A 17984-nucleotide genomic window follows, 5' to 3' on the forward strand; every position below is an offset into this window, starting at 1 on the left:
ATTCACCAATCATATCTAATTGTAAACTGAGTAAATTATGACTTTATCTTACGAACAATTGAAAACCCTAGCAGAGATAATCACTGAAAAAAGCCTTATCGATTATATTGTGCCAGCAGGTAATTTGCTAATATCTTTATTTTTAGTTATATTAAGTTGTTATATATTTATCAAGACTCCAAAACAAACAGCGAAAAGTAAAATACACGAAAAGGAGGTGGATTTGTTATACAAAGCATTTGAGAATTTCTGTAACTTCTCTGATGCCGTGGGCCTTTACATCTCCCATAAAAAAATAAAATATAGTAGACTTAGTGATCCATCAAGTAAACCTTTAGAAAAAAACTTCTATAAAACCGAGGCTGTCTCATCAGAAAAAGCCCATCTGTCATTTTCTGAACAAAAAATGGCTTCAAATATTTTGCGATCAATAGGTTCTAATAAAGCCAACAATTTAATTGATAATTATAAAAACGAATTTGTAAAATTAAGGACTTTAGTTATTAATTTTGAGGAAAGCACTGGCCCCCATCAAATTCATGCTTATAAAATCCTTTTAGAGTCAATAGAAAAAATTGATGATGAAGTTGATAGGCTCACAAATTTAATACTGGATGAAATAAATACTTCTAAAAACATTATTATTGGAAAGATTTAAGTCTTTTGGATTAAAATAAACCAAGATCATATCAAATAAAATAACTAATCACGCCCCAAAAAAAAATAAGTATAACAAGGTTGCGTGATTTAGTTTAACTTCCAAGATTGATATCATTCAACATTTATCATAAGGGGTCTATCTCCATGAAAGATGGATAATACTTATAATTAGCCTGAAAATCATTGACATCTTTTTCTGCAAAAATACGAAAATCCACATCGAAATTTTCCCCTTTTGGCATTTTTTCCATTAAATATCTGACCTCTTTGCTCGTGAGGTTGGGGACATTTATTTCGTAAGAGTCTTCAGTCGAACTATAAAAATATAAACTATTCAACTTACATGAGGAAAATAATTCACTTTCATTTTGCTTAGTTATCATTATACCAAGTGTCGACATAGGGGCACCATCAGAATAATCAAAAAAGCATATTTGATGAGCAATAAGTTTTTCCGCTATATCCAAATCAATATTCCTATTCGTTAGGATTTTATCAAGTTGAGATAGAATACATTCTCTGAGGAATTTTGAGTATTTTTTCCTATCAGACCACCCTCTTTCATCAAAGCCTACAGGGATAAACTCACTACCAATTGCCGATTCGAATTTTCTACGGTAATGGCCTGAATCTAGGTCTGGATATTCTTTTTTTAAATCATTTAATTTATACGACTCAGAATTATAGCTAAGGAAGATAACCGTACCAGATGGACATTGTTCCGTTACTGTAGCCAAATCACTAAGCATTGTATTATCAAATAGATAGTCATAATCTAACCAGAGAATTAGTTTTCTAGATAAATTTAATGTTGGTAAAACCTCATTAGAGTGACCAAATTTAACATCTATACATTCAAAAGGCTTATTAAATCTGTATCTTCTTCTATTATTTACATCGCCTTCAATACTAATCATATCATCAATACCAAGATATTTATGCATAATGATAAAATCGGTAAAGTACTTTGAACCAAAGCCTATATATTGATAATCAGAAAAAATACCAAAGGGAGACAAACGTAATAATACATCCCTTATCATTTTTCTTTCAATATTTTTCGCTGGCCTTATGCGATAATCGATTTTTCTTCCAGTATTAGCCATTTTTACACTCGTAACTCATATAGTAATTGAATGTCTCTTCACCAACTTCTTTATTTGTCGAAACATTTAGCGATAGTTTCGCTTTTTCAATATCAGAAGCTAATACGGTATATTGAATTGTCGCCACTTCTGGCATATCTTTTCTTTCAGCTGCAGGAGGTCTTTCAAAAACATCTGACGCTTCGATAACATTTAATTGAACATGAGTTGCATGCCCAATTGATTCATTTAAGGGTTTAGAATCAAGCAATCCATTTTTAAACTGCATATCTTCTTTCGCACGTTCACGCAAAAAAGAAATAATGGGTCTCATTGCTATTTTCATATAATTCAATGCAACTCTATAGATCGAGTTATCTCTATCTACTCCAGTTTTTGTAGTTGTCCAAGGTAATTTACTTGAATCCTCACAATTAAACTCGACGACCCCTCTAAAAAAAGCATAATCAGGATGGTACTTAGGTATACCATCAAGTTGCCAACCAGTTATTCGGTTTTGGTTCGCACTTTCAACTAAACGGCCATTACAGACTATATACCATCCACCAGCCTCCAATTTTCTTTCAGATATCCCTGCTGTTATTTTTACAGAGACATTGTCAATATTAAATTCCTTACTGTAAACACCTAACTCCTCGGAATGTAGTAAAGTTAAGTGATAATTTGATACCTTTTCATCATTAATATATACATTTAGACCTGAGTTTATACTCATGAAATGAGCAGATGATATTTCTTGGCTTAATGAATTGATAAAGGTTTGCAAACTAAGTTGTTCAGAAATATCAGGGTAAATGTCAGATACAATTATCTTCGTTTCGCCATCATTGACCTCAATTGCATCATTAAATTCGATGTTAAATGTCCAATCTTTATCATCTACTTTCCATTTATCAACATCTATATCTATAGAAAATGCTTCACCTTTCTTTTTAGAGTATACCTTGAATTTTTTTCCTAATTTAAACAAGGTACGTTTCATCCCCACGCCAAATTGACCTACCGAATTTGGCGTGGCTGGATTATTTTTTGGACGACCGAATCTGAACGCGTAATTCTGTGCAGAATATATATCCATTCCACCACAGTTATCATGAATAACAAAGTTACCATCTTTATAATATATTTTTATCCAAGCGTTCTCAATGTTATTTTCTCGCGCCGCATCAACGCTATTATCTATCAAGTCCAATAAGGACCTGTCTAACGCGATATCTCTTGTAAGCATATCGATGAAAAATTCTTTTGTTGGACTAGCATCAATTGTTTTAGTCATGAAAACCCTCTTCGATACAAAATTTAAATATTTACTTAAAGCTCCCAAAACGCCTTATCTCGCATTTTTCTTACCTTTTTATCTCCATCAATGTATAAACTAAAATGCTTCTCAAGCTGCCGAATCTGCCCCATCAAAGACTCCTGCTCACCTTTATCATCAACGTTAAATACCGCCTTGATATCCGCGTTCCTTATCTCAGAAACACGATGGATTACCCAAGTTAAAATATAGGAGGCATAATTATTTTCCCCAGTCTTAAAGTGAGTGATCTCCTGAGTTGACAGGATCGCACCAACGCCATACTCACGGCCTTCTTTAAGGATCTTACGGAGGCTGGAAAAATCCTGACGCATAAAGTTATCGGCTTCGTCCACCAGAATCATTTTAGTAAGCTGACGATAATCCCCCCGCACCACCGGTTTACCGCGTTTTTGCATCTGTGCGTAAAACAGATCCAGCGTGAGCGCGACCACCAGATTTTGCACTTCTGGGGGGTAGCCAGCCAGCTCAATTACGGTGACACCCTCAATCAATTCGTACAAGCTGGTCATCTTCTCCGGGATGGTCTCGAATATCTTGTAACGCGCAAGTTTAGAAAGTGCTGCGTAAAGCGAATCTTCTTCAACCTTTTCCTGATCAAGGAAGCGCTGCCATACATCTTCAATTGTCGGCGCAGTCCTTGACCATGTTGTCGGATCTTCCGGCGAAACACCTGCAGCTTCGTAGCATTCTAAGATTAGATTTTCTAATTTTAGCTGCTGCTTATGGCCCAACCCATAGGCTTTTGCCATCGTTTCCGATAACCCACCAGCGGTATGGATTGGTAGCATTGGCGTGTCACCAAACAGAGACAAGGGGTTGTAAGGCAGCTTAAATAATTTGTACTTTTTGGCCCCTGTAGCATCAAGAAAAGCCTCATCCACATAGTCTGATTTGTAGTCGAAGATCAGCAAACCAATAGGTTTGCCATCAACGTTACAGGACTGATTACGCATCAACTGTGTGACCAACGATTTAGTAAACTGGGTTTTACCGGTGCCCATCGTTCCAATAATGCCGGTATTGGTATTCATGAACTTCGCGGTGTTGGTTGGCTCCCAATGTAACGGGCTCTGACGCGCAGCATCATGACCAAACAGGATCCGTAATGGAGTATCGCTTTTATCAGAAGTCGCCACCGGTACAGCAGGCTGTAACGACTCCGGTTCAGAAATGGACTGTGCAGTAGCCGGCGTTGTGACTTCTAACACAACTTCGGGTTGTGACGGAGTGGCATCACACTCTGGCTTAAGCCGGTATTTTTCCGGCACCCGATAACGTTCCGCCAGCGGTGGTTCATTCCCCTGCGCAGCAATTAGCGAAGGCAGCAGTGAATAAGGGATTTCAATCTGTAAGATATTCTCCGGTGTCTCTTTATAAGAGAGATCGAAGCAGGTTGCGCTATCCACATGCGCAACGACGAAACCGTCCGCATAGTCGGCCAACTCACCTAACTGATAGTCGCCCGTTAACCACCATTCGCGTCGTTCCAGCAAGGGAGCCAGTTTGTCGCTGTCCAGCACACCATACAGGCGCAGTTTCTCCACCTGCATCAGCACCTGACGGATAAAGAGCGCCCGGTACAGTTGTGATGCTAGTGTTTGTGGTTCCAGAATATCCTGCTGTAAATAACGTTTCAGCTCACGAGCCTGCTGACCTGCATAGCTATAGTCAGGCCGCGCCCCGGTTTTAACTTCCAGCGGTAACAGATAGAGGCGGTTTTCTTTGAAACCAACAAAGAGCACATCATCAGAGATCGCACCTTTACGATAACCCTGTAAATTTCTCGATAAATCACTCTCTTTCATTTTCAGTCCGACATTGCCGGACACGCGGATCATTTCGGCCACCGATAACGGAATCCAACAAATATCGGACTGGTGCAGCATGGATTGCACAAATTTGTACGCACCTATAATGCCGTGCTTCTCTTTACGCTCTCTTTCACTGGAACGCAGCATTTTCAGCAGCCATTCGCCGTTAAAAGCATTAAACTCAGCCAGCAAATGCTGACTATCAACAGCAGGTTGCCCTGACTGGTTTCCGGTCTGGAGCAACCGTAGGAACAAATCAACCTGCTTCGTGACGGTGACGGCATCGTAGCCTGCGCAACTGGTGTACTGGTCAGAATAGTGGATAAGCACCACATCTTTCTGACTGGTGAAAAAGTCGAGTGTGACTTTTGGATCAATGATGGTGGTCCAGAGCGCGCTATTGTAGGAGTAATTGAGCAGCTGTTTAAAATTGCCGCTCACAGCCAGGCCGATCCCTTGTCCATGATACTGGCTGTTGCTTTGACGTGCAGGTTGCCACAGGCAGCCGATTAGTCGGGCAAGACGCAGGGCGCAGTAGGACTCAGTATCCACATCACGCAGTCCAAACGCGGTAAAGTAAGCATCCCCCTGCGTTTCGGCACCTTCCCCAGCGATCAACCCATGACACAATACCCCACTGGACGCATCTTCAATGCGGATCTGGCGGCAATCCACAGGTGCTGTATTGGTGAAAAATGCCAGATGTGCATAGGCCAGCTTGTCGCTTTCTGACGGCAGGACAAACTTGCTGAACGTTAACCGGCTACGCAGCAGGTCAATCAGCATATCGGCTTCCGCCCGCCATACGCCGCTGTTCAGATCGAGATCGTTTTTAAGCTGCTCATAGCTACCACTTTCGGCAAAGTGATCGAACATATTGGGTAGCAAACGTTCATCGTAGCAGTTCACATGCACCGAAATAGCGTGCTCTTTTTCTTGCTTAAAATATTCTACTAATCCCAGAAACAGTTCTTTGGCGTTCCCTTGATTAATGGCATTGATAATCAACGAACTGTTTTCAGCGCTCTGGAACAATCGAGCGTAAGCGTCCGTGAACTCATTGAGTTTGTCTTTTACAAGACGTTTAACGTAGTCATGGCTGACCTGCCGCTGAGGAACCGCATCAATCCAGAAGCGGTTTTCCTCCACCGGCTGTAGTTGCGCGTATTCATGCTCACTGTGGTAAACAAACGGCATTAACCCGGAGACCATCAAGCGATCGAGAGTGATCGGCGGTAGTGTGGCAAATGAAGCCGAATCGTGCTGTTCCGACTCCGCAACGATAGCGTCTGCCAGTTGTAGATGGTAGGCCAGCACTAACGGGTGCAGTGGTGAGAGACGCTCATGGCCATCATTGCGGCAGATCCCCAGATGGAGAAGACGTTTCTCATGCGCTGTCAGCGCTCTGCTCAGGCCGATTTGCTGGAGTGACTGCTCAAACGTAGTAACAATGTAGCTGACCAGTGCGCGATATTCCGCTGACCACGACACCAGACTCGGCAGGGTGTTACGACGATGATAGTAGGCAAATAGCTGCTCATAGGCGTTATGGAGATCGGGGTAGCTGGCAAGAAGTTCATCCAGAGCAAACTCGCTATCGTCACTTCCCGTACCCAGCAAACGTCGCTCAATTAATAAGGCTTCCAGTATCAACAATTGCTGGCGTACACCGACAACCTTATGTTCAGTATTATCGAGTATGATGCGCCCTTTTAGTCGGTTCCAGGTTGCATTGCCCTCTTCTTTGAACAACCTATTGAAACGACTTTGGTCAAAAAGCAACGGCAGCGTTAGCCCTTCTTCTGCTCCCGGTCCCTCGATGTTAAACGACAGACGGGAATCACCAGAAACGAGCGCAAACTGAACCAGGTCACTTTGATTTGCCAGCGTCTCAAAATTCACCTGAGCATAATGCTGGCAGTCAATGTCTTCGCTCTCATCATCCAACGAACAGGTCAGGTTGCCAGACTCGGCAATACGCAGCGTGTTATCTTCCAGTTGCAGGGTTATTTGATCTTTACCGGGCTCAATGCGGTAGCAGTGCTGAATATCGTTTAGCCAGAATTGCCCCTGCTCAACCAACAACAGACGAAATTTATATTCTTCGGCTGAATTATTGCGGTTGGTCAGTTCGAGACTAAAGAAGCAGGGATGCCCATCAAAAGGCACCGACGCCATAATGCGGGAAGTCTTGCCGCCTGCCCGGCTGGTGCGCCAGAAAGGTGTGTTCTTTAACTGACGATTATGGGCAATCTTTATCTGGTTATCCTGAAGATCATTACCCTGAAAACTGAACTCCAGCTCAGCCATTGATTGTCCTGGCTGCACCTGCACCAGCACGCTGATGTCACGTTTGCCTGCCTTACTGGCGCTTTTCGTCCGTAGCCAAACCTCGCCGTTTTCGACGGAGACGTTCTCCAGCACCAGTTTTTGTTCGCTGTTCTGCTCTTTCTCTTTCCTGTAGTCAGAGAAATCGAGCTCACGCCAGTCGCCTTTATCGTAAAAATGCTCCTGAATGAATTTTGTACTAAATTCAGGCAGTACATTCTCCAGCTGTCCGCTGTAGCGTTCAACGCTGTCTTCTATCTGGCGATATAATTTCCGGTTTTCATTCAGCCGAGTGCGTAGCTGTTTCTGGCTATAGTTCAGTAGTTCATCATCTTTAAACAGATGAAGCTCAGAGAAATCCAGATTGCCATCATCCAGCAAGCGATACAGCGACGAGAAACCAAATACGGTCGCGCCTTCATCCAGTACCGTTGCCAGTTGATCCTCCAGCAAACAGCGGGACAATTCTGATTGGTTACTATCGGTGGTAATGAGCTTTTCCAGTTGATGGCTGAAAGTTTCCGGATACCAAATAGCATCCGGCGCCGCCACGTCTTTCGTGCTGTTAATCAGGGTGTCGAGCATACTGTTGTGAATAATCAACAGCGCTGTTTGGGCAAAAACGCCGCTGCGCCCTGCAACTTCATCGCGCAAATGAGAAATATAGTTTTCTGTGAATGCTGGAGCCTCAGCACCGTGCAGTACAGGAATAAGCTGAACACCATTGCAGGGGAGGCAATCAATATATTGCCCTGGCGCAATCTCCAACTGATTGCCGTCCGCCAGAGAGACGAATGCTTCCCAGAGTTTTAAGGCATTATCGGGATCGGGAGATTTGAACTGGTAGCGCTCGCCTGGCTGAATGATGCCACCTACCCATTCAATAAAGGTTTCTGCCAGATAGGTTTCATACTGTTTTACGGACATACACGGCGTCTCCACTATCACTCATTCGCTCTACATTTCCCATGCGTTCATAAAACGCCACCAGCGTTTGCGCCGACTGGTTATCCAGATAAAAGCCGCGCTGTTCAAAACCACGCAGCAGTTCATGTAGGCGGAGTTTGTCTTTTTTGCCCACAGTGAGATTGGTCAGTAACAGAAGACGATCCTGATTCAGCACCAGCACTTTCCCTGCCCGACCACGGACCTGAATGAAGTCAGTGCAAATCTGGTTTTCCAACTCGTTAACGTATTTACGATTGACCGTGGCGCGGTCAGTTTTTTTACCCTGAAACTGCTCTGTGGCAACGGATAAGAGCTGTTTGAAGGCATTTTCCAGGTTTGTTGCGCGTTCACGAGCTGGAAGATCTCGTTCTTCCTTACTAATAAATTTTTGTATGTAATCATTAAGCTCATCTAACACTTGATTTGGGGTGCCCGAATAACTCAAACAATCCTGGTATACCTGCCAGAGAGGACGTTTTTTCGCCCCTTTTACCTGCAACACCTCCAGCGCGGAAAGTATCGGGAACAGTTTTTCGCACTGGCTGGCGAACAGCTTATAGCCATAACGTTTCACCTTTTCCCGTTCGGAGCTGGCTTTTTCGCTATCAAGAATAAAAAACAGTGATTTGCTTTGTGGTTCGCCGTCCTGCCAGTTGTCCAGATTGAGCGCCAGTTGAGCGCACCAGCTAAAGGCGTACAAACGTAGGGTGTTGGTCAATTCTTGTAAAAGATATTGTGGGTGCTCCGCCAAAAACGCCAGATCGGACTGAAAACACGTGACCATATACGGAAGATAGGGTTGCTCTTCGGCAAAAGGTCCTTTCCCCAGCAATTTTATTTTTTCATTGAGCTTATTCAGCATTTGCTGCTCAATGAAGTTCAGTCTGTCCTGTATGGGGTAACGAAGGCTAAAATCGCCCATCAAATTGGCAAACAGCGTACCAAGACGTTTATCTGCCGTAGAACCCGCACTTATTTTTTCGCCCACAAACTGAGCGTGAAACAGTAAAAAAAGAGGGGATACACGGAAAATATCCTGACTGGAAAAATACATTCGTTCCAGCACCGACCAGAATGCAGGCTCATCAAGCAGCTCCTGCATATGTGTTTTACAATCTTCACGGAATTGGTCAGGATCATAGGCTTCAATTTTACGTTTCAGGGCGTAGCTAAGAGCCAGTCCGGTGACGAATTGCCAGCTAATATCGTTGTTTTTGTTGCGTACAGGCAGGTAACTATCCAGTTGATTGTTACCCACTTTTAACTCGGTTGCGATAGGATACATTCTGCTACCCCTCCATACCGCTAATAGTGATCATATCGTCATCCGCCTTTGCACGATAAACCCGTTGTCTGCCATCATAAAATTTGATTTCGCTGCTGGATTTGGCCTGCTCCGCGATCAACTCAACAATTTCATCCAGCAACACGATGGCATTTTTATCGTATTTATTCGGACGATAGCCATTATTCAGCTTGTCCAATAGTTCAAACAAATTCAGTCCGATATGGATATGCGGCAGTGGATTTTGCCCCACTTTTAAATAGACATCGAAGCCGGTTGAATGAGCGGTATGCTTATTTCGGATAGCGTCCCAATCAGGCTTAACCTCTACCGGTGCGGTTATTTTGACTCCACCAAATTCACCCAAAAAGAATTCTTCTTTTTGCATACTTAATTCAGGCGCTTTGCGGTTAGCGTAGCGCTGGATACCCGCGATAAGCTCAAAAGCATAAAAGCGATTCAGTGATCTTTTTTGCTCCGGATCTGCTGTGTAATTCCTATGCAAGTGCCAAATTTCTGAGTAACGTTCAAACAGCGATTCGTTAAAGAACGCGGAAAATCTCCGATGATAATCATTACCCAATGATTCGTGCTGCAACAGCCAGAAAAGCCGGATCAACGAGGTTGCGTCACCAGGCTTAACGCACTGGCGATCAAATTTGATGTGTAACGACTCAAGTGCGGATAAAAAATCATCGAGTTCAGCGTCAACCAGTCCCAGTTCATAGCGCAAAACAAACTGATCAAGTTCATAGGTGTGCAATCTGGCGGGATCAAAATCGGAAACTTTTTTAATCAGATCATTTTCTGCACCAGTAAAGAGGTTATCAAATAAGTAGCCAGGCCCCATCAACAGATGATGCAGAAAGTCCAGCAGCGTTCGGGTCGTTACAAACTGGTCTTTAATTAATCGCGCTTTAAAAAGCTGCGTAATTAATACATTCTGCACACCAGGTATGCAAAGCAATTTAAAGTTTGCGACCTCTTTTAGATCCGGATTAACTGACTCATCGCGCCGAAAGATAAACTGAAATAAATTATTATCATCATCACGAGTTAAGTTATCTAATAAGGCTTTAATAAATGATGAATAGTTTTTATTTTCGTTAAACTGGAATTTAGGGTAGTGTTCAAAATCAAAAAAAGAACAATTCCCCTTACGATAAGGACGGCTTGCATCCTGCTGCGCTGATAAAAATGAGTCAATTGCAGACCGGATCGCCTGGTGGCATTCAGCACCTTCTCTGGCAAAATTGGCTAGCATCCCTGTGTTGATGCCAATGAGCAACGGAGATGATTGTTGGTGATGATTAGCAAATAAATCATTCAAAGCATCGATAGCTGATTGTCGAGGGGCAAAGCTATGCGTGGCATCCAGGTGGAAACTAAATCGCCGCTGATAACGCGGATCTGACTGACAGCGGGTTAAAATTTCGGACTTTCCGTCCCCGCTACTACCGCACAAAAAAATGATTTCACCGGGTTTAGCAATATCCAGATAGCGTTGTAATTCAGTTTCAATCTCTTGTTTAACAAAGAGTTGTTCCTTTAACTGATCGAACTCATCCTTCTGACGGTGTGTTACGGTGGTTACGGAAAACGAAGATGACTTCGCAAGTACACCTAACGCTTTACGTAATGTGATCGCGCTCATAACATCATGTTCTCTAAAAGAAAGAATATCCTTATTCTATACAAGCTAACAGTTGAGCACCATATGCCTTTATTTCCAGGTATGTTTAACGGTTGTATAATCGATTTAAATAATACATCGGGATCTAAACAACCATTATCGAACCCGCATATATACTCAGTTCTATACTCACAAGCGACTTGATGTGGGTGGACTCAGATTGACTGCTGTAGAAAGGAAAATCGCGGAAAGCCTTGTGTGGTGCGGGTTTTAGGCACAAAAAAAGACGTCGATTGACGTCTAATTATATACTTTTGGTGCCGAAGGCCGGACTCGAACCGGCACGTATTTCTACGGTTGATTTTGAATCAACTGCGTCTACCGATTTCGCCACTCCGGCACGGAAAGGATACGGAAAACGTTCTGGATTATACCTGTCATACGCTGCCATGCAAGCAACGTTGCATTCACCTGCCACCAAGTGATGAATTTTTCATCGGCTCAGTGTGTTAGCCTCTTCAGGGTACATTTTTCCCTCCTCTATAACCCCCCTTTCCCCCCTCCTTCTGCCAGGCGTCCCCTCGCCCCATGCTCTACACTTCCTTCTTAACTACGCCAAACCCAAGGAAACTGTCATGAGCACTATTAAAAGTTACGCCGCCAAAGAAGCGGGCGCCGATCTGTCGCTGTGGGAGTACGATGCCGGCGACCTTAAGCCGGAAGATGTCGAAGTGCAGGTGGAGTACTGCGGGATCTGCCACTCCGACCTGTCGATGATCGACAACGAATGGGGCATGTCGAGCTATCCGCTGGTGGCCGGTCACGAGGTGATTGGCCGGGTGGCGGCGCTGGGCAGCGCGGCGCAGGATAAGGGGCTGAAGGTTGGCCAGAAGGTCGGCATTGGCTGGACGGCGCGCAGCTGCGGCCACTGCGACGCCTGTATCAGCGGCAACCACGTGAACTGTCTGGAAGGCTCGGTGCCCACCATCATCAACCGCGGCGGCTTCGCCGATAAGCTACGCGCCGACTGGCAATGGGTGATCCCGCTGCCGGAAAACGTCGATCTCGAATCTGCCGGGCCGATGCTCTGCGGCGGCATCACGGTCTTCAAACCGCTGCTGATGCATCACGTCACGGCTAACAGCCGCGTCGGCGTCATCGGCATTGGCGGCCTCGGCCATATCGCCATCAAGCTGCTGCACGCGATGGGCGCGGAAGTCACCGCCTTTAGCTCCAATCCGGCGAAAGAGCAGGAAGTGCTGACAATGGGCGCCGATCGCGTGGTGAACAGCCGCGATCCCGAAGCCTTAAAGGCGCAGGCCGGCCAGTTCGACCTGATTATCAACACCGTCGCCGTCGACCTCGACTGGCAGCCGTACTTTGAAGCGCTGGCGTACGGCGGCAACTTCCACACCGTCGGGGCGGTGATGAAGCCGTTCCCGGTCCCCGCTTTTACCCTGATTGGCGGCGACCGCAGCATCTCCGGTTCGGCCACCGGCAACCCGTCCGAGCTGCGCAAGCTGATGAAATTTGCCGGACGCAGCAAAGTCGCGCCGACCACCGAGTTGTTCCCGATGTCGCAGATCAACGAGGCGCTGAAGCACGTTCGCGAGGGCAAGGCCCGCTACCGCGTGGTGCTGAAAGCCGACTTCTGATCGTTCCTCGTCATGCTTCAGGCCGCAGCCGCGCGGCCTGAACGCCACTGACCGGGGTGATGCCGGGCGGCCCGTCTGCCCGGCGCTTGTTTCCCTGGTCATTAAACCGTCATCTCCCCGCCATACGTTTGCAGTCAATCCTTCTCACAATCCGGGCTTCTACAAACGCCTGAATGAGACGTCCGCCACCATGAGAAAAACCTGGCTCCCCTGGCTGATACTGTCGCCTTCCCTGCTGTTTTTATTACTGTTTACCTGGTTCCCGCTCGGGCGATCGGTCTATGACAGCCTGTTCGATACCCGCATGGTCAGCGACGGCGGCCAGTATGTCGGGCTGGAGAACTTTAGTCGTCTGTTCGCCGACAGCGTCTTCTGGCAGTCGCTGGTGAATAACCTGCTTTATATCCTGCTGACGGTGGTACCGGGCGTGACCCTCGCCCTGCTGCTGGCGGTCGCCCTGACCGAGAATCACCGCGTCAACCGCTGGCTGCGCACCGCCTTCTTCTTCCCGATGATTATCCCGATGGTCAGCGCCGCCGCGCTGTGGCTGTTTATCTTTATGCCCGGCCTTGGCCTGCTCGACCACTATCTGGCGAAGCTGTTCGGACCGATGAACAACAACTGGCTGGGGCGCAGCAATAGCGCGCTGCTGGCGCTGGCGCTGATTGGCGTGTGGAAGTTCGCCGGTTACTACATGCTGTTTTTCCTCGCCGGGCTGCAAAGTATTCCGGCCTCCACGCGCGAAGCGGCGATCATGGAAGGCGCCACCCGCACGCAGGTGTTCTTTAAGGTCACGCTGCCGCTGCTGCGCCCGACCCTGAGCTTTGTGATAACCACGGCGCTGATCTACTCTATCACCCAGATCGACCACGTGGCGGTGATGACCCGCGGCGGGCCGGATAACGCCACAACCGTGCTGCTCTACTACATCCAGAACCTCGCCTGGGACACCCATGATTTAGGAAAAGCTTCCGCCGCCACCTTCCTGACGCTGGCCGGGCTGTTTGCCTTCTCGCTGATTAACCTCAAACTGCTGGAGAAAGGAGCGCACTATGAGCGCTGAAATCTCGCCGCTGGCGCTGCGATCGCACAGCGCATCGCGCCCACTCTGGCTGCGCCTGCGCCGCTCGCAGCCCTTTACGCTCACGGTATTAATGTGCTGCCTGGCGCTGCTGTGGATGAGTCCGTTTTTATGGATGCTGGCGACCTCGTTCAGCGCCACGACCTTCGGCGAGGATATGGCCTCGCTGCTGCCCCGTATGCCGCTGACGCTGGATAACTTCCGTGATGCCTGGGCCAGCGCCGACTGGCTGAGCCTCTACGCCAACACCCTTATCTTCACCTTCGGCACCTTCTTCGTGCAGCTGTTGACCATCACCACCGCCGGCTACGTCTTCGCCTGCCACGAGTTTCGCGGCAAGAAGACGCTGTTCCTGATGTTCCTCGTCCAGCTGATGATCATGCCGGTGGTGATGATGGTGCCGAACATGCTGACCCTGAAAACCTTCGGCCTGCTCAACACCCTCACCGGGGTAATGATGCCCTACTTCACCTCGGCGTTCGGCGTGTTCCTGATGCGTCAGGCGTTTCTGTCCATCCCCAAAGAGCTGGAAGAGGCGGCGCTGATGGAGGGCTGTCGCTGGTGGCAGGTGCTGTTCCGCGTGCTGCTGCCGATGTCCTGGCCGTCGGTGCTGGCCTTCGCCACCGTCAGCATTACCTACCACTGGAACGAGTATCTGTGGCCGCTGATGATGCTGAACGACCCGGACAAACAGGTGCTGACCGTGGGACTGGTCTCGTTCGCCATGGGCGCCGAATCCGGCGGCCAGTGGGGCATCATTGGCGCCGGCACGCTGATGGTCTGCCTGCCGCTGATGCTGGCCTTCATCCTCTTCCAGAAACAGTTCCTGCGAAGCTTCGGCTTCTCCGGGATCAAATAAGGAGCTCTTCATGCTGTTAGCGCAAATTTCCGATACCCATTTCCGCAGCCGCGGCCAGAAGCTGTACGGCTTTATTGACGTCAACGCCGCCAATGCCGACGTCGTCTCCCAGCTGAATGCCCTGCAGGAGCGTCCGGACGCGGTGGTGGTGAGCGGCGATATCGTCAACTGCGGCCGCCCGGAAGAGTATGAGGTCGCCCGCCAGATCCTCGGCAGCCTGAACTATCCGCTGTATCTCATTCCCGGCAACCACGACGATAAAGCGCTGTTTCTGGAATACCTGCATCCGCTGTGCCCGCAGCTCGGCCGCGACGCGCAAAACATGCACTACGCGGTAGACGATTTTGCCACTCGCCTGCTTTTTATCGACTCCAGCCGGGCGGGTACGTCGAAAGGCTGGCTGACCGAGGAAACCATCAAGTGGCTTGAGGCTCAACTGTTTGATGGCGGCGATAAACCGGCGACGGTGTTTATGCATCATCCGCCGCTGCCGCTGGGCAACGCGCAGATGGACCCTATCGCCTGCGAAAACGGCCATCGTCTGCTGGCGCTGATTGAACGTTTCCCGTCGCTGACGCGCATTTTCTGCGGCCATAACCACAGCCTGACCATGACCCAGTATCGCCAGGCCATCATCTCCACCATCCCGGGAACCGTCCACCAGGTGCCCTACTTTCATGAAGATACCCGACCGTACTACGACCTCTCTCCGGCGTCGTGCCTGATGCATCGCCAGGTCGACGAGCAGTGGGTGAGCTATCAGCACTCTCTGACCCACTACGCCGGCCCCTGGATGTACGACGAAAATATCAGCTGCCCAACGGAAGATTGCTAAACGCCATGCTTAGTCTGCAAAACATCAGTAAACAGTTTGACGGTAAACCTGCTCTCAGCGCCCTGTCGCTGGATATTCGCGAAGGGGAATTCGTGGTGCTGGTGGGCCCGTCCGGCTGCGGTAAAAGCACCCTGCTGCGCCTGCTCGCCGGGCTGGAGCCGGTCAGCGAGGGGGAGATCTGGCTGCACGATGAGAACATCACCGACATGTCGCCCAGAGAGCGTAATTTCGCGATGATCTTCCAGAACTATGCGCTGTTTCCGCACCTGTCGGTGCGCGACAACATCACCTTCGGCATGAAGGTACGCAAGGAAGAAAAAAGCGGTTGGCAGCCGCGAGTAGATAAAGTCGCGCAGATGCTGCAGCTGGAGGCGCTGCTCGATCGCAAACCGGCGAAGCTCTCCGGCGGCCAGCGGCAGCGGGTGGCGATGGCGCGGGCGATTGTGCGCAATCCGCGCCTGTTCCTGATGGATGAGCCGCTCTCCAACCTCGACGCCCGCCTGCGTAGCGAAGTGCGCGACAGCATTATGGACCTCCACCAGCAGCTCAGAACCAGCACCGTCTACGTCACCCATGACCAGACGGAAGCGATGTCGATGGCCGACCGCATCGTGGTGATGAACGGCGGCCACGTACAGCAGGTCGGGCGACCGGAGTATCTGTACGCCAACCCGGCCAATCTGTTCGTGGCAGGTTTTATCGGTTCGCCAGCGATGAATCTGCTATCGCTCCCCTGCGTTGACGGCAACGTTCAGCTTGGCGAACAACGCCATCCGCTACCGCCGCGCCACCGCAGCCAGACCCGTGTCTGGCTGGGCATTCGCCCGGAACATATTACCGACCGCGTGGAGCAAGGCCATCTACGCCTGCCGGGCACCGTCCTGCAACGAGAACTGATGGGAGCCGATTATCTACTCCACGTCAGCACCCCCATCGGCACCTTACGCTTTAGCCGTCGCCATCGCGGCGCGGTGCCGGAGAAAGGCGATTCGCTGATCCTCGGCTTTTCACCTGCCGATGTGCATCTTTTTCATGCTGAGAAACAGCATAATTTACTGATGGAGACAGACCATGTTTAAACCTATCACCGCTCTCGCGGTTGGGCTCAGCCTTGCCCTGAGCGGCGCGGCGCTGGCGAAAGAGAAGATCGACTTCATGTTTCCGGCGCCGGTGGACGGCAAGCTGACCATGGAGATGACCCGCGTCATTAAGCAATTCAACGAGTCGCAGCAGGATGTCGAAGTGCGCGGGATCTTTACCGGCAACTACGACACCACCAAGATCAAAGCCGAATCAGCGCAGAAAGCCGGGCAGCCGCCCGCGCTGGTGATTATGTCCGCCAACTTCACCACCGATCTGGCGCTGAAGGATGAGATCCTGCCGATGGACGAGCTGTTCCAGTATGGCGATCAAAAAGCGGGGGATTTTCTGGTGAAGGCGTTCTGGCCCGCAATGCATAAAAACGCCCAGGTGATGGGCACCACCTATGCGATCCCGTTCCATAACTCGACGCCGATCCTTTACTACAACAAAACGATGTTCGATCGGGCCGGGATCAAGCAGCCGCCGCAAACCTGGGCCGAGCTGCTGGCGGACGCCAGAAAGCTGACCGACGAAAGCAAAGGCCAGTGGGGGATCATGCTGCCGTCGACCAACGATGATTACGGCGGCTGGATCTTCTCGGCGCTGGTGCGCGCCAACGGCGGGAAATACTTTAACGAGGACTATCCCGGCGAAGTCTATTACAACACGCCAACCACCATCGGCGCCCTGCGCTTCTGGCAGAACCTGGTCTATAAAGACAAAGTCATGCCTTCCGGCGTGCTGAATTCGAAACAGATTGGCGCCAGCTTCTTCTCCGGCAAAGTTGGAATGGCGATGCTGAGCACCGGAGCACTGGGCTTTATGCGCGAGAACAGCAAAGATTTTGAGCTGGGCGTGGCGATGCTGCCGGCCAAAGAGCAGCGGGCGGTACCGATCGGCGGCGCCAGCCTGGTGAGCTTCAAGGGCATCAACGACGCCCAGAAAAAAGCGGCGTACCAGTTCCTGACATATCTGGTGAGCCCGCAGGTCAACGGCGCCTGGAGCCGCTTTACCGGCTACTTCTCCCCGCGTAAGGCCGCCTACGATACGCCGGAAATGAAGGCGTATCTGCAGCAGGATCCGCGCGCGGCTATCGCCCTCGAACAGCTGAAGTATGCCCATCCGTGGTACTCCACCTGGGAGACCGTTGCCGTGCGTAAAGCGATGGAAAACCAGCTGGCCGCGGTGGTCAACGATGCCAACGTTACCCCGGAAGCCGCGGTGCAGGCGGCGCAGAAGGAAGCCGATGCGCTGATGAAGCCCTACGTCGATAAGACCGCGCTGGCGGAAGTGAAGTAAAACTTTTCCCTCTCCCTGCACCTCTCCCAAAAGGAGAGGGAAACGCGTACAGCGTCGCTTATTCGCCACCAGGCAATGTC

12 protein-coding genes and 1 tRNA gene are annotated in these 17984 nt (G+C 49.1%); 7 read left to right on the forward strand and 6 right to left on the reverse strand.

All coding sequences use genetic code 11. The annotated features are described in order from the left end of the window. The first annotated feature begins 37 nt into the window (after positions 1–37). The gene (locus K7H21_RS24870; protein WP_223035441.1) at positions 38–658 is read left to right on the forward strand and encodes a hypothetical protein; all 621 of its coding nucleotides are present in this window, start codon (positions 38–40) and stop codon (positions 656–658) included. A 127-nt stretch (positions 659–785) separates the two neighbouring features. Here K7H21_RS24870 and K7H21_RS24875 read toward each other — a convergent pair whose 3' ends face one another. From K7H21_RS24875 to K7H21_RS24900, 6 genes are all read right to left on the reverse strand, one after another. Continuing rightward, positions 786–1766: an O-methyltransferase gene (locus K7H21_RS24875; RefSeq protein WP_223035442.1), complete on the reverse strand. Its 981-nt coding sequence runs from the start codon at positions 1764–1766 to the stop codon at positions 786–788. Beyond that, positions 1759–3042, reverse strand: coding sequence for an ATP-binding protein (locus tag K7H21_RS24880; RefSeq protein WP_223035443.1), 1284 nt, complete (start codon positions 3040–3042; stop codon positions 1759–1761). Before K7H21_RS24880 ends, K7H21_RS24875 begins: the two co-directional genes overlap by 8 nt. Positions 3043–3077: 35 nt before the next feature. Next, positions 3078–8153: a DNA phosphorothioation-dependent restriction protein DptH gene (dptH, locus tag K7H21_RS24885; RefSeq protein ID WP_223035444.1), complete on the reverse strand. Its 5076-nt coding sequence runs from the start codon at positions 8151–8153 to the stop codon at positions 3078–3080. Beyond that, a complete protein-coding gene (gene dptG, locus K7H21_RS24890; protein ID WP_142469199.1) occupies positions 8134–9459 on the reverse strand; it encodes a DNA phosphorothioation-dependent restriction protein DptG in 1326 nt (441 codons plus the stop codon). The genes dptH and dptG overlap by 20 nt, the downstream gene beginning before the upstream one ends. 4 nt (positions 9460–9463) lie before the next feature. Then, positions 9464–11113 (reverse strand): DNA phosphorothioation-dependent restriction protein DptF, encoded by a 1650-nt coding sequence (dptF, locus tag K7H21_RS24895; protein WP_142471632.1) that lies wholly within the window; start codon positions 11111–11113, stop codon positions 9464–9466. A gap of 294 nt (positions 11114–11407) precedes the next feature. Next, positions 11408–11492, reverse strand: a tRNA-Leu gene (locus K7H21_RS24900). Between the two features lie 235 nt (positions 11493–11727). Here K7H21_RS24900 and ahr point away from each other — a divergent pair. The 6 genes from ahr to K7H21_RS24930 all read left to right on the forward strand — a co-directional run bounded on the left by ahr (position 11728) and on the right by K7H21_RS24930 (position 17904). Beyond that, positions 11728–12747 carry an NADPH-dependent aldehyde reductase Ahr gene (gene ahr, locus K7H21_RS24905; protein WP_142445953.1) on the forward strand — a complete coding sequence of 340 codons (1020 nt, stop codon included), beginning with the start codon at positions 11728–11730 and terminating at the stop codon, positions 12745–12747. Positions 12748–12937: 190 nt separating this feature from the next. Further along, positions 12938–13810: a carbohydrate ABC transporter permease gene (locus K7H21_RS24910; protein WP_004128303.1), complete on the forward strand. Its 873-nt coding sequence runs from the start codon at positions 12938–12940 to the stop codon at positions 13808–13810. Continuing rightward, positions 13800–14687, forward strand: coding sequence for a carbohydrate ABC transporter permease (locus K7H21_RS24915; protein ID WP_032694864.1), 888 nt, complete (start codon positions 13800–13802; stop codon positions 14685–14687). The genes K7H21_RS24910 and K7H21_RS24915 overlap by 11 nt, the downstream gene beginning before the upstream one ends. Before the next feature lie 10 nt (positions 14688–14697). Next, complete coding sequence (locus tag K7H21_RS24920; protein WP_049112873.1) at positions 14698–15522, forward strand: phosphodiesterase; 825 nt, start codon at positions 14698–14700, stop codon at positions 15520–15522. A 5-nt stretch (positions 15523–15527) separates the two neighbouring features. Next, positions 15528–16601, forward strand: a complete 1074-nt coding sequence (locus tag K7H21_RS24925; RefSeq protein ID WP_182094659.1) for an ABC transporter ATP-binding protein — start codon at positions 15528–15530, stop codon at positions 16599–16601. Further along, positions 16594–17904: an ABC transporter substrate-binding protein gene (locus K7H21_RS24930; RefSeq protein WP_223035445.1), complete on the forward strand. Its 1311-nt coding sequence runs from the start codon at positions 16594–16596 to the stop codon at positions 17902–17904. Before K7H21_RS24925 ends, K7H21_RS24930 begins: the two co-directional genes overlap by 8 nt. The last annotated feature ends 80 nt before the right edge of the window (positions 17905–17984 follow it).

Origin of the sequence: Klebsiella sp. CTHL.F3a, assembly GCF_019890895.1 — a bacterium.
Taxonomy (GTDB): domain Bacteria; phylum Pseudomonadota; class Gammaproteobacteria; order Enterobacterales; family Enterobacteriaceae; genus Klebsiella; species Klebsiella grimontii.

What these genes read in the sequence shown, in the direction of transcription:
- K7H21_RS24870 (WP_223035441.1), top strand. Translation starts at nt 38, where the DNA reads ATGACTTTATCTTACGAACAATTGAAAACCCTAGCAGAGATAATCACT.
- K7H21_RS24875 (WP_223035442.1), bottom strand. Translation starts at nt 1,766, where the DNA reads ATGGCTAATACTGGAAGAAAAATCGATTATCGCATAAGGCCAGCGAAA.
- K7H21_RS24880 (WP_223035443.1), bottom strand. Translation starts at nt 3,042, where the DNA reads ATGACTAAAACAATTGATGCTAGTCCAACAAAAGAATTTTTCATCGAT.
- dptH (WP_223035444.1), bottom strand. Translation starts at nt 8,153, where the DNA reads ATGTCCGTAAAACAGTATGAAACCTATCTGGCAGAAACCTTTATTGAA.
- dptG (WP_142469199.1), bottom strand. Translation starts at nt 9,459, where the DNA reads ATGTATCCTATCGCAACCGAGTTAAAAGTGGGTAACAATCAACTGGAT.
- dptF (WP_142471632.1), bottom strand. Translation starts at nt 11,113, where the DNA reads ATGAGCGCGATCACATTACGTAAAGCGTTAGGTGTACTTGCGAAGTCA.
- ahr (WP_142445953.1), top strand. Translation starts at nt 11,728, where the DNA reads ATGAGCACTATTAAAAGTTACGCCGCCAAAGAAGCGGGCGCCGATCTG.
- K7H21_RS24910 (WP_004128303.1), top strand. Translation starts at nt 12,938, where the DNA reads ATGAGAAAAACCTGGCTCCCCTGGCTGATACTGTCGCCTTCCCTGCTG.
- K7H21_RS24915 (WP_032694864.1), top strand. Translation starts at nt 13,800, where the DNA reads ATGAGCGCTGAAATCTCGCCGCTGGCGCTGCGATCGCACAGCGCATCG.
- K7H21_RS24920 (WP_049112873.1), top strand. Translation starts at nt 14,698, where the DNA reads ATGCTGTTAGCGCAAATTTCCGATACCCATTTCCGCAGCCGCGGCCAG.
- K7H21_RS24925 (WP_182094659.1), top strand. Translation starts at nt 15,528, where the DNA reads ATGCTTAGTCTGCAAAACATCAGTAAACAGTTTGACGGTAAACCTGCT.
- K7H21_RS24930 (WP_223035445.1), top strand. Translation starts at nt 16,594, where the DNA reads ATGTTTAAACCTATCACCGCTCTCGCGGTTGGGCTCAGCCTTGCCCTG.